The 15762-nt window shown below is 39.0% G+C and carries 11 protein-coding genes and 1 pseudogene; 6 read left to right on the forward strand and 6 right to left on the reverse strand.

Annotation, left to right across the window (positions count from 1 at the left end):
* Positions 1 to 19: 19 nt before the first annotated feature.
* Positions 20 to 1159, reverse strand: coding sequence for a 5-(carboxyamino)imidazole ribonucleotide synthase (locus OQ268_RS07010; RefSeq protein WP_265855402.1), 1140 nt, complete (start codon positions 1157 to 1159; stop codon positions 20 to 22).
* Between the two features lie 53 nt (positions 1160 to 1212).
* Here OQ268_RS07010 and OQ268_RS07015 point away from each other — a divergent pair, with 53 nt between their 5' ends.
* Positions 1213 to 2403 (forward strand): BaiN/RdsA family NAD(P)/FAD-dependent oxidoreductase, encoded by a 1191-nt coding sequence (locus OQ268_RS07015; protein WP_265855403.1) that lies wholly within the window; start codon positions 1213 to 1215, stop codon positions 2401 to 2403.
* Positions 2404 to 2424: 21 nt separating this feature from the next.
* On the opposite strand, the gene OQ268_RS07020 is transcribed toward OQ268_RS07015, so the two are convergent.
* Complete coding sequence (locus tag OQ268_RS07020; RefSeq protein ID WP_265855404.1) at positions 2425 to 3141, reverse strand: hypothetical protein; 717 nt, start codon at positions 3139 to 3141, stop codon at positions 2425 to 2427.
* A gap of 157 nt (positions 3142 to 3298) precedes the next feature.
* Here OQ268_RS07020 and OQ268_RS07025 point away from each other — a divergent pair, with 157 nt between their 5' ends.
* Entirely contained in the window at positions 3299 to 5500 is a 2202-nt protein-coding gene (locus OQ268_RS07025; protein ID WP_265855405.1) for a B12-binding domain-containing radical SAM protein, read from the forward strand.
* 183 nt (positions 5501 to 5683) lie between these two features.
* Here the strand turns inward: OQ268_RS07025 and OQ268_RS07030 are convergent.
* From OQ268_RS07030 to OQ268_RS07040, 3 genes and pseudogenes are all read right to left on the reverse strand, one after another.
* Positions 5684 to 6418: pseudogene (locus OQ268_RS07030) on the reverse strand (MIP/aquaporin family protein); the annotation flags it as partial.
* 30 nt (positions 6419 to 6448) lie between these two features.
* The gene (gene glpK, locus OQ268_RS07035) at positions 6449 to 7939 is read right to left on the reverse strand and encodes a glycerol kinase GlpK (RefSeq protein WP_265855406.1); all 1491 of its coding nucleotides are present in this window, start codon (positions 7937 to 7939) and stop codon (positions 6449 to 6451) included.
* 20 nt (positions 7940 to 7959) lie between these two features.
* Positions 7960 to 9555 carry a glycerol-3-phosphate dehydrogenase/oxidase gene (locus OQ268_RS07040; protein WP_265855407.1) on the reverse strand — a complete coding sequence of 532 codons (1596 nt, stop codon included), beginning with the start codon at positions 9553 to 9555 and terminating at the stop codon, positions 7960 to 7962.
* Positions 9556 to 9715: 160 nt separating this feature from the next.
* Between OQ268_RS07040 and OQ268_RS07045 the strand changes: the two genes are divergently transcribed.
* Together OQ268_RS07045 and OQ268_RS07050 are read left to right on the forward strand one after the other, a co-directional pair.
* A complete protein-coding gene (locus OQ268_RS07045; RefSeq protein WP_265855408.1) occupies positions 9716 to 10480 on the forward strand; it encodes a DeoR/GlpR family DNA-binding transcription regulator in 765 nt (254 codons plus the stop codon).
* A gap of 43 nt (positions 10481 to 10523) precedes the next feature.
* Positions 10524 to 10916: a response regulator transcription factor gene (locus OQ268_RS07050; RefSeq protein ID WP_265855409.1), complete on the forward strand. Its 393-nt coding sequence runs from the start codon at positions 10524 to 10526 to the stop codon at positions 10914 to 10916.
* 70 nt (positions 10917 to 10986) lie between these two features.
* Here OQ268_RS07050 and OQ268_RS07055 read toward each other — a convergent pair whose 3' ends face one another.
* Entirely contained in the window at positions 10987 to 11667 is a 681-nt protein-coding gene (locus tag OQ268_RS07055; RefSeq protein WP_265855410.1) for an acetyltransferase, read from the reverse strand.
* 939 nt (positions 11668 to 12606) lie between these two features.
* Here OQ268_RS07055 and OQ268_RS07060 point away from each other — a divergent pair.
* Together OQ268_RS07060 and OQ268_RS07065 are read left to right on the forward strand one after the other, a co-directional pair.
* A complete protein-coding gene (locus OQ268_RS07060; protein WP_265855411.1) occupies positions 12607 to 13368 on the forward strand; it encodes a polysaccharide biosynthesis/export family protein in 762 nt (253 codons plus the stop codon).
* Between the two features lie 25 nt (positions 13369 to 13393).
* The gene (locus OQ268_RS07065; protein ID WP_265855412.1) at positions 13394 to 15685 is read left to right on the forward strand and encodes a GumC family protein; all 2292 of its coding nucleotides are present in this window, start codon (positions 13394 to 13396) and stop codon (positions 15683 to 15685) included.
* The last annotated feature ends 77 nt before the right edge of the window (positions 15686 to 15762 follow it).

A 15762-nucleotide genomic window follows, 5' to 3' on the forward strand; every position in this document is an offset into this window, starting at 1 on the left:
CTGTCTTAATTCTGATTGGTTAGGCAAGTACTTTTAATGTATTTTGTACATATCTGGCCTTTTCGATAGCTTTATCTCTATCAATATCTACAATGGTAACGTGGCCCATTTTGCGGAATGGCTTGGTATATTTCTTACCATAAAGATGTACAAATACACCATCGATCGCTAAAACTTTTTCCAGGTTTTCGTACCTCGCAACCCCCTCAGATCCTTTTTCGCCAAGTAGGTTAATCATAATTGCATTTGTAATACTACTGGTATCGCCTAAGGGGAGATTATAAATGGCACGTAAGTGTTGTTCAAACTGCGAAACATAATTTCCTTCGATGGTTTGGTGGCCACTATTGTGTGGTCTTGGCGCAACTTCATTCACAAGGATTTCGCCATCGCTGCAAACAAACATTTCGACTGCCAGAATCCCGGTAATATTCATTGATGAAGCAATATTCTTGGCAATATTATCTGCCTTTTCTTGTAAACTTTCTGCATATGTAGAAGGCGAAATTAGGAATTCCACAAGGTTAGCCTCTGGATTAAATTCCATCTCGACCATAGGGAATGTTTTCATGTCTCCATTACTGTTTCTTGCTACAATAACGGCAACCTCTTTTTCAAATTCCACCAGTTTTTCGATGATACATGGTGCATCAAATGCGTTTTCAAGGTCAGCTGAACTATTAATGCGCATTACGCCTTTGCCATCGTAACCATCTTTCCTTAACTTCAAAATATAAGGGAAAGGAATCTGGCTATTTTCTAAATCTTCTTTCGTATTTACAATTTGAAAAGGAGATGTTGGAATATCGTTTTCCTTGAAGAACTGCTTTTGCACTCCTTTGTCTTGGATTAGTCTGATGACCCTTGCCTGAGGGAAAACTTTTTTTCCTTCTTTTTCCAGTTGCTCTAGTGCATCAATATTTACTTTTTCTATTTCGATAGTTATTACATCTGCTTTTTTCCCGAAATTGTAAACAGTATCGAAATCGGTAATTGAACCATTTTCGAAAGAATTGCAGATGTGCTTGCATGGTGCATCTGGATCTGGGTCTAGCACTAGAGAAGTAACATTATAATTTATTGCCTGCTGGATAAGCATTCTACCTAATTGCCCACCACCTAATATACCTAGTTTTAATTCGCTAATCTGTTTTGCCATGCGCTTGAAAATAATGCTACTTTTGCACAAAAGTAACCATAAAAATTTTATTGATGAATGCTGATGCGATAATTATTGGTGCAGGTGCTTGCGGGTTGATGTGTGCCGTGCAGGCTGGCTACCTCGGCAAGAAGGTTATTGTACTCGAGAAAAATGAAAAACCAGGCGCTAAAATTCTAATTTCTGGGGGTGGCCGATGCAATTATACCAATCAGTTTGCTACGGCCTCACAATTTATATCACAAAACCAGCATTTTATTAAATCTGCCTTTACGCAGTGGACAGTAGAGGATACCATAAGCTTTTTCGAAACTTACGGCATTAATGGATCAGAAAAGACGCTTGGCCAACTATTTCCTGTTGATAAAAATGCAAGAGACGTTGTAGCTGTATTTACTTCTATTTGCGCAGATTTTGGCCAGGAAATAAGATGTAATGCTGATGTAAAAGACATCGAGATTGTAGACAATGCATACCGGGTTAGCTATTTGAAGAATGGAAAACTGGTTTTTTTGACTGCTGAAAAATTAGTGATAGCAACAGGTGGTTTACCTATACCGAAAATGGGCGCTACGGATTTTGCCTTGAGGTTTGCACGCAAGCACAACCTAAATATAATAGAAACCGCACCTGCTTTGGTTCCGCTAACCATCACCGGTAAAGACGAAGAATGGTTTGCACAACTTGCTGGTAACAGCGTTTTCTGTGAGGTAAGCAATAACGAAATTTCTTTTGAAGAAAACATTCTATTCACCCATTGGGGCCTTAGCGGGCCTGCCATACTCCAAATTTCTTCGTTTTGGCGGAGAGGTGAGCTGGTAAATATCAACCTGCTGCCCCAACATGATATCATAGCTATACTTAACGAAGAGCGCAGAACCAACGGGAAAACATTATTATCAAGCCTATTAAATCGATATTATACGAGAAAGTTTACCGATGCACTTGGAAAGTTTTTGCCACTTACTAAACCCGTTGCTGCGTTAAACAATGCCGACATTGATCTATTAGGCAAAACCATACACCAGTTTAAGGTAAAACCAGCTGGCGATAAAGGTTACGACAAAGCAGAAGTGATGCGTGGTGGAATTGATACCAATGAAATATCGTCTAAAACGCTCGAATGTAAAAAGCTGCCCAACCTATATTTTGGCGGCGAATGCCTCGATGTTACAGGTTGGTTAGGAGGCTACAATTTTCAATGGGCCTGGGCTAGTGGTTTCGTAATTGCGCAACAACTTTAGTATTTATTTGACTTAGTCTTATCACAAATAAACATCTGGCATAATTTCCCAAGCCCAGGGCTTTTTAAATGATTTGAAAGTTCTGAGTTGCGAGAAATACAAAACCTCGCTAGTTTTACGGTTACCGATATCCCGGCGATGTAAATTCCCCACCGTTGTAAATAACTCGCGGGTTTTAAAATCGTAAACCCTTTCTGTCATATCACCTGTATTTTGGTTGAAGTATAAATTAATAGCACTTGTTAAAAACCAGTCGTTATTCTCAAACTTAAAGGTGTAACCCAACTCCCAGCGCCACTCTGCACCTCCCTGAAACCTCAGGTAAAGTTGTTGGTCTTTTATGTCGATTTGATGGAGTGGGTCGCCCAATTTCCCGCCCTCAGCTGCACGTAAAATAAAATCATTGTTCTGGGTAGAGAGTTGATATTTGCCAGAAGATTGGTTCTTAAAAAATATTGCCAGAATTCTAGGCTTTTGTGTTTCCTTAATAATGTCAGAATGATTATCGCCATAAGCACGCGTCTCATCTATCGTCTTATCCGATTCGAAAATCAAAGCTAAATCTGCTGCACCGTCGTTATTTAAATCACCTGCGGTCTGATTAATTAATTTCCAGTCTGGTGGGATGAGTTGAGAAATGGTATTGCCTTGTGTTTTAACTTTTGGAAAGAAAAATGACTTTTGAGCAAAAGCGCTGTTTGCAACAAGTAACAGCAGTAATAAGTTTAAAATCCTCATTCAGAAATAAAAGTGTTGATTTACTTATACAACGTTGAAACAGCAAATTTAGTTTGTCTCAGATGCAGGCATTACTTTGATCTAGAGATCGAACCCATACATCATTAATAATTTTTAAGTCTTAAAATTCGATTACTTTTGTAAAAAAAAATTGCTTTTGAAAACTGAAGTCTTAGCCATAACACCACCTTTTACTCAATTAAACACTCCTTACCCGGCAACGGCCTATATTAAGGGATTTTTAAACACTAAAAGTATTTTATCGTTTCAGGCAGATTTAGGAATCGAAGTAATTCTTGCACTCTTTTCTAAAAGTGGCTTAACCGACTTATTTGCCCATGTAGAACGCTTCTGTTTGCCTAAAACTGATAATTGCAAACGGATTTATGCCCTTAAGGCCGATTATTTGAGAACAATTGATGCTGTTATTGCGTTCTTGCAGGGCAAAAACCCTACTTTGGCTTTGCAAATATGTGGTGATGATTTTCTGCCACAAGCCGCTCGCTTCGAACAATTGGAAGAATTGGATTGGGCTTTTGGTACAATGGGCACGCAAGATAAAGCAAAACATTTAGCTACGCTCTATTTAGAAGATCTTTCGGATTTGGTTGTGGAATGTGTTGATGAAAATTTTGGTTTTAGCCGGTATGCAGAACGTTTAGGGAGGAGTGCCAATTCTTTTGATTATTTATACGCTGCGCTATTAAATCCGCCAACTTATATTGATCGCATTCTGAGTTCGATCCTTCAAGAGAAACTAGCCCGATTGGAACCTAAACTGTTTTTGATCTCGGTTCCTTTTCCTGGTAACCTATATAGTGCCCTCAGGTGCGCACAATGGGTTAAGGCCAATTTTCCTGAAATTAAAATTGCAATGGGGGGAGGTTTTCCCAATACAGAATTACGCTCATTGACAGATAGCAGGGTATTCGAGTTTGTCGATTTCATAACGCTTGATGATGGTGAACTGCCGATAGAATTATTAATTCAGAACATTGGCGATTCGATCCCTGATGAAATGAAAATGTATAAGCGTACATTTTTGCTGGAAAATGGTAAGGTTGTATATAAAAATGATTCGTTTAGAAAAGATTACAAGCAGGCAGACGTTGGTACGCCGGATTATGCAGATTTGTTGTTAAGCGAATACATCTCAGTAATTGAAATTGTAAACCCGATGCACCGGATGTGGAGCGACGGACGTTGGAACAAACTGACCATGGCCCATGGATGTTATTGGGGGAAATGTACGTTTTGCGATATTTCTTTGGATTATATTAAAGTTTACGAGCCAGTACAAGCTGCACAGATAGTAGACCGCATTGAAGAACTCTGTACAAAAATCGGCCAGAATGGTTTCCATTTTGTAGATGAGGCTGCACCGCCTGCACTCATGCGTGAAGTGGCGTTGGAGATCATCAGGAGAAAATTGACTGTTACATGGTGGACTAACATACGATTTGAAAAAAGCTTTACAGCCGACTTGTGTTTGCTTTTGAAAGCATCTGGATGTATTGCAGTATCTGGAGGGTTAGAAGTTGCTTCGGATCGATTACTGAAATTGATTGACAAAGGTGTTACGGTAGAGCAGGTGGCAAAAGTAACAAGGAATTTTACTGCAGCCGGCATTATGGTGCATGCCTATTTAATGTATGGCTACCCAACGCAAACTGTGCAAGAAACGGTTGATAGTTTGGAAATGGTGCGGCAGTTATTTGAGGCGGGCACACTCCAATCTGGGTTTTGGCACCAGTTTGCCATGACTGCTCACAGCCCTGTAGGAATGTATCCTGACCAGTTTAATGTTGTGAAACAAACAACTGAAGTTGGGGCATTTGCTAATAACGATATAAACTATACAGACAAAACTGGAATTGACCACAACAGATTTAGTTATGGCTTGAAAAAATCACTTTTCAATTTCATGCACGGCCTTTGTTTTGATTATGAGCTACAGGATTGGTTCGACTTCAAAATTCCGCGAACAAAAATAGCACCTAATTTTATTGAAAGTGCATTAAACAGTGATGCTCATTTTAGTACGAAAACCACTGCCAAAGTAATATGGTTAGGCGGAAAACCAGACATAGCTTATGTTACTAAATCTAAAAAAGGCAACACCTGGGAGATGGCAACCCTCACATTTCACGACAAGCGAAAAAGCTTTACTATTCAAACCAGCAAAGAGGAAGGCATCTGGTTGGCAAAGATTTTAGATAAGGTCCATATTAGTAGCGAGAAGGTTTACACATTTGCAGAGATTAAAGTAGACTTCGAGCTTGGAATGCAAAATTTCGAATTGTTTTGGTACGCCAAGCCAGTAAATACGCTTAGACAGGCAGGTTTATTGGTTTTATAGCAGGAGTAATCTTTTCAGATTTCTACGTCGGAGGCCAATCCTTTCAGCTAACTGAACAGCCTAGATTTATAAACCCGACCGTAACGAGATGCCCCGATTTTTCATCGGGGCAGAAGTGGGGGCGGGGCTGCTTTAACCTACATGCACAGGCCTTGCTTTCCAAAAAAAAGAAAATATTAGACATTAAATTAGCAAGGCCAGATACGCTAATGCAGCCAAGCTGGCACCAATAATTGGCCCAACAATAGGCACCCATGCATACGGCCAATCGCTGGTTCCTTTACCTTTCATGGGAATTAGTGCATGTACAATACGAGGCCCTAAATCTCTTGCAGGATTAATAGCATAGCCGGTGGTACCACCTAAAGCCAGGCCGATTACCCAAACTAGAAATGCCACTGGAATTGCACCCAAAGATCCCAGTCCGATAGGGGTTTTATCGTTTCCCATTTCTGCATTTGTAAAATAAAAAATCACAAATATAAGGACGAATGTGCCGAGGATTTCTGAAAAAAGGTTCGACTTTAGATTGCGAATAGCGGGCGCCGTTGCAAATGGAGCGGCTTTCAAACCTTTATCATCTGTGGCATCAAAGTGGTCTTTGTACATTAACCAAACCAGGAAAGAACCCACTATTGCCCCGCAAATCTGTGCTAAGATATAGTAGGGAACTTTTATCCAGTGAAATTTCTGTGCAATTGCTAAGGCAATGGTTACCGCAGGATTGAGGTGCGCCCCGCTGTATGGAGCGGCAATAACCACGCCGACAAACACCGCTAAAGCCCAGGCGGTTGTAATTACAATCCATCCGCTATTTTGGCCTTTGGTACCGTTAAGTACCACGTTGGCAACAACGCCGTTGCCTAATAAGATTAATAGGGCTGTGCCTACAAATTCTGCGACAAATTCTGTCATGACGTAATATTTGGTTAGTTTATATTTTGGTCTTTAGTCTTCTGCATTTACCCTAGCCGCTTTAACTGCTCGGTTCCATCCTTTAATCCGCTCTGCGTTATCTATACCTGGTTCGGCCACGAAAGTCTGATCAATCTTCCATTGCGATCTTATTTGATCGATACTTTCCCAAAATCCGGTTGCTAAGCCTGCGAGGTATGCTGCACCTAGTGCGGTAACCTCAGTAATTTCTGGTCTAACAACCTTGCTTTTAAGCAGGTCTGCCTGGAACTGCATGAGTAGATTGTTGGCAGTAGCCCCACCATCAACCCGAAGTTCGGCAATTTCTACGCCGGCATCTGCCTGCATCGCTTTCAACACATCCATGGTCTGGTAAGCAATACTCTCCAAAGCCGCCCTTGCAATGTGCGATTTGTTGGTTCCACGAGTAAGTCCTGTTATGGTTCCACGAGCGTGCTGATCCCAGTGTGGAGCGCCTAAGCCTGCGAAGGCTGGTACCACATATACGCCATCGGTATCTTTTACTTTTTTGGCAAGTGTTTCTACATCGGCAGATCGTGAAATGAGACCCATTTCGTCTCGCAACCACTGTACCACTGCACCACCTATAAAAATACTGCCTTCGAGCGCATAGTTTACCTCGCCGTTGATTTTCCAGGCAATAGTGGTAAGCAGATTATTAGCTGATATTTTTGGTGCTTTACCAATGTTCATTAACATGAAACAGCCGGTGCCATAGGTGTTTTTAACCATACCAACCTCCGTGCACATTTGCCCGAATAGTGCTGATTGCTGATCGCCCGCGATGCCGGCAATAGGAATTTTTGCTGCAAGGATTTTTCCCGCAGTTAATCCATATACTTCGCTTGATGATTTTACCTCGGGCAGCATGTTTTTAGGGATGCCAAATTGAGAAAGTAATTCCTCATCCCAACTTAAGGTATTAATATTATAGAGCATCGTTCTCGAAGCGTTGGTCACATCTGTGATATGAACTTCGCCCGCCGTAAGTTTCCAAATAAGCCAGGTATCTATAGTGCCAAATAGCAACTTGCCGGCATCAGCTTTTTCTCTTGCGCCTTCTACATTTTCTAAAATCCATTTGGCTTTAGTTGCAGAAAAATAGGAGTCGATTATTAACCCTGTTTTTTGTTGAATATTATCTGCCAGGCCTTGGGCTTTAACTTCGTCGCAATACGCAGAAGTTCGCCTATCTTGCCAAACAATGGCATTGTAAACGGGAATTCCGGTTTCCTTATCCCAAATTACAGTTGTTTCACGTTGGTTAGTTATACCAATCGAGTCGATATCGGCAACTGATAATCCTGCTTTAGTTACCGCTTCTGTAGCAACGGCTAACTGGGTTGACCATATTTCTAAAGGATCGTGTTCTACCCAGCCTGCCTGGGGATAAATTTGTGTAAATTCTTTCTGGGCTATTGCCTTAATTTCTCCGTTGTGATTGAAAACAATTGCTCTCGAACTTGTGGTTCCTTGATCGATCGCTAGGATATACTTACTCATAACTAAATTTTGGTTAGTGGTTATTTGACTAATGCAGGTTCAGGGGTATTAATTTCCTTGTTATAGGTATAACCATCTGCTAAAGTATTAAAAATATTGATTTGGTTATCTTCCCACTGATGATCTAAATTAAATTCTTTTGCCAATAGCGCCGCCACACGTGGAGCCATTGCTTTTGCGGCGGTTGCATCTATAAATAAGATACGTAATCTCCTGCTGAGCACATCCTCGACGGTTTTTGCCATTTCAAATCTTGCAGCCCAGATTACCTGTGCTGCTGTATATTCAAAATCTGGATGTAGTTTTTCTGATAGTGATGGTTCTTTAATTGTAAGTTCTTCGATTTTCTGCCTATCGGTACCATAGCTATCGAGAGGGTGATTTCCACCCACATTGCTGCAACCATGAATCGATAAATTCATAGTTGTGCAGGCCCCAGCTGAAAGATGAGCATGTTTTACTGCCAGATCCACTGTTTCTTCGGCCATTCGCCTATAGGTAGTCCATTTTCCACCTGTAATTGTTATCAACCCCTTAGCCGAAACCATCAGCTTATGATCTCTGCTGATTTCTTTGGTGCTATTTCCTCCTGCGTGTGTAGGAGCTGCCAAAGGTCTTAAGCCAGAGAACACACTGAGGATGTCTTTCTTTTCGGGTTTGCTTACAAAGTAAGCACTTGCAGTGGCTAAGATGAAATCAACTTCTTCCTTTAACGCTCTAGGTTCTACGCTATGTTCATCAAGCGGTGTATCTGTTGTGCCAACCAGTAGATGCTGATGCCATGGCACAGCAAACAATACCCTTCCATCAGATGTTTTGGGGATCATTAATGCTGCATTGCTATTTAAAAATTGATGCTTTAATACGATATGCACACCCTGGCTCGGTCTAACTAATTTTCTGGATTGTGGGTTATTCATTTGTAGAATATCATCAACAAAAACTCCCGTTGCATTAATTACAACCTTCGCATATGCTTTTGCTTTAACTCCAGAAATAGTGTTTAAAACTTCAACCCCAGTTACTTCATCTTTACTGTTTTTCAGGAGTGAAATTACTTTCGTATAGTTACACAATTGTGCCCCATGTTCTACAGCCGTTTGTGCTATATTTATTGCCAAACGTGCATCATCGAATTTTCCATCGTAATAGCTAATGCTTCCTTTTAAACCTTTCGATTTTATGCCAGGCATCATTTGTATGGTTTCTTTTTTAGAAAAATACCTGGACTTTCCGAAGCTGAACTTACCTGCAAGCCAATCGTAAAGTGTTAATCCAGTTAAATATTTTAAAATCGAAAACCAATCGTAGCATGGGATGATAAATTGCTCTTTGTTAACGAGATGATTGGCATTTTTTTGAAGTAGGCCACGTTCTTTCAAGGCATGTTTTACCAAGCTAATGTCTCCCTGTGCAAGGTATCTTACGCCACCATGTACCAATTTCGTACTCCGACTTGAAGTTCCTTTTGCAAAATCTGATTGTTCAACCAGCAGCGTTTTCAGCCCCCTTGTAGTTGCATCTAGTGCAGTACCCAAGCCTGTGGCTCCGCCACCTATTACAATGATATCCCAAACAGAATCTTCTGGCAAATTATAGTTATACGCTCTTTCCATTTATTTCCAAAAAATAATAAAACGAAACAATACGCAATTATAAGAAATCATTATCGAAATAATATTATATCCTGGTTAAAAAAATGTTAAATATTTTTATAAATCAAATTTATACAGCTTTTTATTTATTATTTTGCGACACACTTAATTAGAAAAGTTTATGATGAATCTAGCTGAGCGGCATCAATTTATTTTAACTCGCCTACAGAAAGACCAATATATTAATGTTGTAGACTTGTGTAAGGAATTGAAAGTGTCGTCGGTAACTATCAGAAAGGATTTAAAACTCCTTGAAGACAAAAATCTGTTGTTTAGAACCCATGGCGGGGCTACGGTTAATAACCCTTATACTGTTGACAGGCCCGTAAATGAGAAAGAAAAAATTCAATCTACCGAAAAAAATAAAATTGGTCTGGCAGCTGCAGGAATGCTCAATGATAACGATTCCATCGTAATTGCCTCTGGTACTACAGTTTATTATTTTGCTAAGAACATTCCTCCGGCAACAAATTTAACCGTTGTAACTTCTGCGTTGAATGTTGCGTTAGAATTAATGAGGGAGCCGAGCATAGAAGTGATACAACTTGGCGGCTTATTGCGTAAAAGTTCTTCATCTGTAATGGGTAGCTATGCAGAGCAAGTTCTACAGGATTTCTACTTTAACAAATTGTTTTTGGGTGTGGATGGAATAGATCTCGACTTCGGTTTAACCACCACCAATTCGATGGAAGCGCATTTAAATAGGAAAATGATTAGTGCCGCACAGCGTACTATTGTGCTTGCAGACTCTACAAAATTTGGTAAACGTGGATTTGGAAAGATATGCGGTTTAGAAGAAATAGACCATATTATTACTGATAAGGGAATTTCGGAACAAATTGTAAAACATTTGGAGAGTTTGGGTGTTACTGTAACTATTGTGTAGCCGAAAACTGCTACAAATTGAACCAAAACAATATAATTTGAAAATGGAAACTAAACGAATACACATTTTAGAAGACGACCAGGAAATAAGAAATGTAATAGAAATTCTTTTAAAAGAAGAGGGTTACGAATTACAATTATCTTCTACATTTGCAGAATTAAAGAAAAATATTCAAGATGCCATGCCAGACTTATTTTTGTTGGATGTAATGTTACCTGATGGAAATGGGGCAGAAATCTGCGAAGATTTAAAAACTGACATGTTCACCAAACATATCCCGATCATTGTGATGTCTGCGCAGAATAATAGTGAGCAAAAAGCTATAGCTGCTTTCGCAAACGATTACATTAGTAAGCCATTTGATATTGATGATGTTTTAGCTCGCATCAATGCACAGCTGAAAATAAGTAAAGAAAATAGTGTTACCAATAGTTAACTAATACTGGAAATTTTATAAAAGAAAAAGGAGGCAATCGCCTCCTTTTTTTTTATCTCTATATTGGGTTTTATGCCTGCTTAACTTCAACGCCCTTATTAAACAGTACAAACCTTTTAGAATCGCTCACGCGTTGTGGGGTTGCAGGGTTAGAGATAAGTTTGTTGTCTTCTGTATTTTTATTGATGAAGACGCCAGCACCAACAATGTTATTCTCTCCGATAACAATATCTTCTTTAACAGCAGAATTTATCCCAAGGAATGAATTTTTGCCGATGGTTACATTTCCGGCAAGAATGTTTCCAGAAAGTAGCACATTATCGTGTACTTTAGAATGATGACCGATTCTAGACCCGATTAGCATACAATTATTACCGATGGTTACAAAGGGTTGAATATCACAGCATTGATCTATAAATACATTCTCACCAACGGTCAAATCGGGCCAGAAGTTTGCCTTAGACGAGATATAATTGGCGAAACTATAGCCGGCGGTCTTCGCATTGTTGTATATTACAGTTCTGGCGCTATTTCTACCAATAGCCACATGCATTTTATTCTCGCTTGGCGGGTATAGCTTCTGTATCTCGCCAAAATTATATATGGGAATGTCGAGCAGTTTGCCGCCTTCGGGTTTTACATAGGCATCATCAACGCAGAAAGCTACAACTTCGTACGGACTATCATGAATAAAGGAGTAACAGATCAATTCTGCCATTTTTCCAGTTCCATAAATTATTAAATTATTCATAGTTTGATTATTAAGCGTATTTAAAAAGATAATTCTAAAGTTAAATGTAAAACAAGCTTCTGCTATACTTCAGAAGTGTTTTGGTAATTGAATTACACATGTTTACAAGCCAGAATCTTGGCATTTATCCGACCGGATCAATCTGAGTAATTTCTTTTTAAATGATGTAAAATGGCTTTTTCAGCCGATGATGGTGTTTTATGCCTCGTGTTGTGGCATCGATGGTACATGACTCGCTGCAGTTACTCTCCGCAAATTAACTGAAAAATGTATCTCAGAGTTTACAGATCATTAACTTGAATTGCCAGCGCATTCTGAACGTTGAATAGATATCGCTCACTTTATTTTTTTCAGCAAACAAGATATTCCACTTGTGCATGGCTTCACTATTAGGTCCAGTTCCACTGTGTAATTGCCAATTCAATCAAATTGATTTTTAACTATGATTATTGATTTATAGGTGCATAATCACAAAAGGACTTATTAAATTAATTGTGTTGTAAAATCCAGAGGTTCTATTAATGAAGGTTACAACAGTCAAATACAAGCCTCTGTGATGATTATTTACATAAGTGCAAGATTTATTATGACACGTTAATTAACATGAATCAATCAATGGAAGTGCCACAAAATCCTGTAGTATTAATCAGGTTTTTTAGATGAAGTACTAAAAATAAGAAGAAATATAAGGTTGATTACACGTTGTACACCAATTAAAATCATTGCCAACCGCCGAGTTATAGTTTAAAAATTTACAGTTGTGAGATGATAATTTTTACAGATGGTGTGCATAGTGGTATTTGAGATTTTCAACTATTGTAAATGTTGTTTTGCAATTATACAATTTAAAAGCAACATGGGTTGGGCTATAAAACTTTGGAGAGTAAATCTCTAGCTTAGTCTTATTAAAACAAACGCCAAAATCTAATTGATTGAGTCATGAAAAAAATTACGCTACTTCTAACTATATATGCATCTGTGCTCTTGTCTTGCGCACCTAAAAGAGATCTGGTTTACTTTAGCAATCTTGCCAAAGTAAGTAGTGAAGAAAAACTTCAAGGTCAGGAAGTAAAAATTCAACAGAACGATCTTTTAAGTATAAGCGTAAATAGCCTCAATCCAGAATCAAATGTGTTGTTTGCAGTTAATAATAGAATGCCCGGTGCAGATTCTCAGATGAAAGTTGATGGGTATAAAGTAAATAAAGAAGGCTTTGTTGTACTTCCCGTAATCGGACCCATGCGGCTACAGGGGCTAACTATAGAACAGGCGCAAATGTCTATCTCACAGGAACTGGATAAATATGTAAAAAAGCCGGTTGTTGATATCAAACTTGTAAATTTTAAAGTGACAGTGATTGGAGAGGTAAACAGACCCTCTAGTTTTACAGTACCGGGAGATAACATTAACTTACTAGAGGCCTTAGGTATGGCCGGAGACATGACCGTTTATGGGAAAAGGGAAAATGTGCTGGTAATTAGGGAACAAAACGGGCAGCGCCAGATGAAAAGATTAAACCTAAACAATCAGGAAGTTTTGAGTTCTCCATTTTTCTATCTTAAACAGAACGATATTGTCTATGTTGAACCAGATAAATCTAAAGCCATAGAATATAGTTCGAGCACGAGGGCCATGCCGCTTGTCATCGCTTCAATATCGGCGGTAGCTGTACTCATCACAGCTGTATTAAATAGTAAATAAAAAACGCTCCAAATAAAAACATCCCATGTTAATACAAAGCTCAAATACTGGCTCAAAAGATTTCGCCGATACAATGACCAGGTTCGTCAAAAATTGGAAATACTTTGTTTTAGGTATTTTTCTTTCTCTGGCAGCAGTTTATGCATTCATTTATATAACCCCACCTAAATATAAAGTTTCCAGTACATTACTTATCTCAGACGATAAGAATGGTGCGGCAATGTCTAACAGCACAGCCTTTAGTGATTTGAATATGTTTCAGACTGTAAAAACAGTCGATAACGAAATTGAGATCCTAAGATCAAGAGATTTGATCTTCAAAGTGCTGAAAAAACTAAATTTAGAAACTTCATATTTTAAACGTCAAGGTATAAGGTTTAAAGAACTTTATGGTGAAACAAGTCCTTTAAAAGTAGACGCCTTGGCGCTAGGCAAAAATGCTTACAGCAGAGAAATAGCAGTAGCTTATTTAGATGATATCTCTTACCTCATTACCGATAGTGCCAATACCAATATTGCCAGATATGGTGAGGTAATAAAGAATAAAAACTATACAATTCGTGTTAACAAAGGCCAGGCGTTTAAAAAGGAATTCGGAAAAATCAAAATTCAATTTAAGAACCTTTATAATATGACGGAAAATTTCAGCCTTGTGAAACTGAAAATCGTTCCTGTGGCTAAAGATGCAAATACCATTACCATTAGCCTAAATGATAATATTCCACAAAGAGGGGTTGACATTTTAACTGACCTTATCGATACCTATAACATCAATAACGTTAACAACAAAAATTTAATTGCCAGGAATACCATCAAATTTATAGACAACAGGTTGAAGTTTTTAGTGAGTGATTTATCTGGTGGCGAAGGAGATGTTGAAGCATACAAACAACAAAATCGTGTAACAGACATTAATATGGATGCACAGATGAATTCCTCACGCTCCAGGGAGTATAATGCTATGCTCGAGAATGCTGCAATACAGCTAAGAATTGTACAATCTCTGGAACGTTATTTTAGAAACAAACAGGAGCAAAGCAATCTTGCGCCAAGTGCAATGGGGTTAAAAGACCCTATCCTCAACTCACTCATCTCCAGGTATAATGATACCCAGCTTGAACGAAACCGGATGTTACGCACTGCCAATGCCGAAAATCCGTTGGTCATCAACCTAAATGAGCAGCTTGTAAACCTGAGAAGCAATATTCTTGAAAACCTAGTTAATATCAAGCAGGGCTTTATCATCGAGCGAAACAATGTTCGTTCGAGCTATGCCCAAACAGATTATAAAATAAAGTCGGTACCAACTATAGAACGTGGGTTGCTTGAGAGGAGCAGGGAACAGGGTGTAAAATCGGGGCTTTATAAATATCTGCTCCAGAAAAGGGAAGAAACGGCTTTATCGCTATCGGCAACTGTTCCGACATCTCAAATCATAGATAAGCCAGCTTATATCACTATTCCAGATAGTCCAAAACAGCCTTTGCTTTATCTCATCGGATTGGTTGCCGGCATCTTTATTCCTGCCGGGATTATTTATGTGAGTAGTTTCTTCAATAACAAAGTGAAAGACGCATCAGCGATAGAACTAACTGGAGCAAGGATGCTCGGGGAGCTGTCGCATAACCTGGATAAAAGCACTGTTGTATTTCAAAAAGATAACCGTTCTACCATATCCGAATTGTTCAGGTATATCAGAATGAATCTTGGCTTAATGTCTCATAATGGCGAAAATAAGGTGATGCTGGTTACCTCTAGCATGAAGGGGGAAGGCAAAACTTTTTTTAGTGTAAACCTGGCAACCACCTTGGGTATGCTCGATAAAAAGGTAGTTGTATTAGAGTTTGATTTGAGGAAGCCGGACCTTCTTAATAAAGTAGGACTTAAACAGAAAGTAGGAATAACCGATTATCTTTCTGATGATCGGCTCTATCTTGAAGACATTATCCAAAGTACGAAGATATCTCCAAATGTATCTGTAATTGGCTGTGGCAAATCTCCTGAGCATCCGGCAGAAGTAATGATGAATCCAAAAATTGATCAGATGTTTGCCGATTTGAAGGAGCGATTCGATTACATTATCATTGATACTTCCCCGGTTGGCCAAGTTGCCGATGCTTTTAGCTTGGCCGATTATGCAGATGTTAGCATCTACCTGGTACGTTATAATTATACAAATAAGTACCAGTTAAGCATACTTAAAGACATATGTGATAACAATAAACTCAAAAACACGATGGTAGTTTTTAACGACGCCAAGCGAGAAAAGAATGAAAAATATAGCTACGGTGGCTACGGCTATGCAATGGCTACTTAGTATAATTTCCCACACCTCTATGGTGTGCACACCCAAACAAACGTCCCAGTTCTCTTTAATTCTGTCGATTACCCTTA

The sequence above is a fragment of the Pedobacter sandarakinus genome, from assembly GCF_026240095.1.
GTDB classification, from domain to species: Bacteria; Bacteroidota; Bacteroidia; order Sphingobacteriales; family Sphingobacteriaceae; genus Pedobacter; species Pedobacter sandarakinus.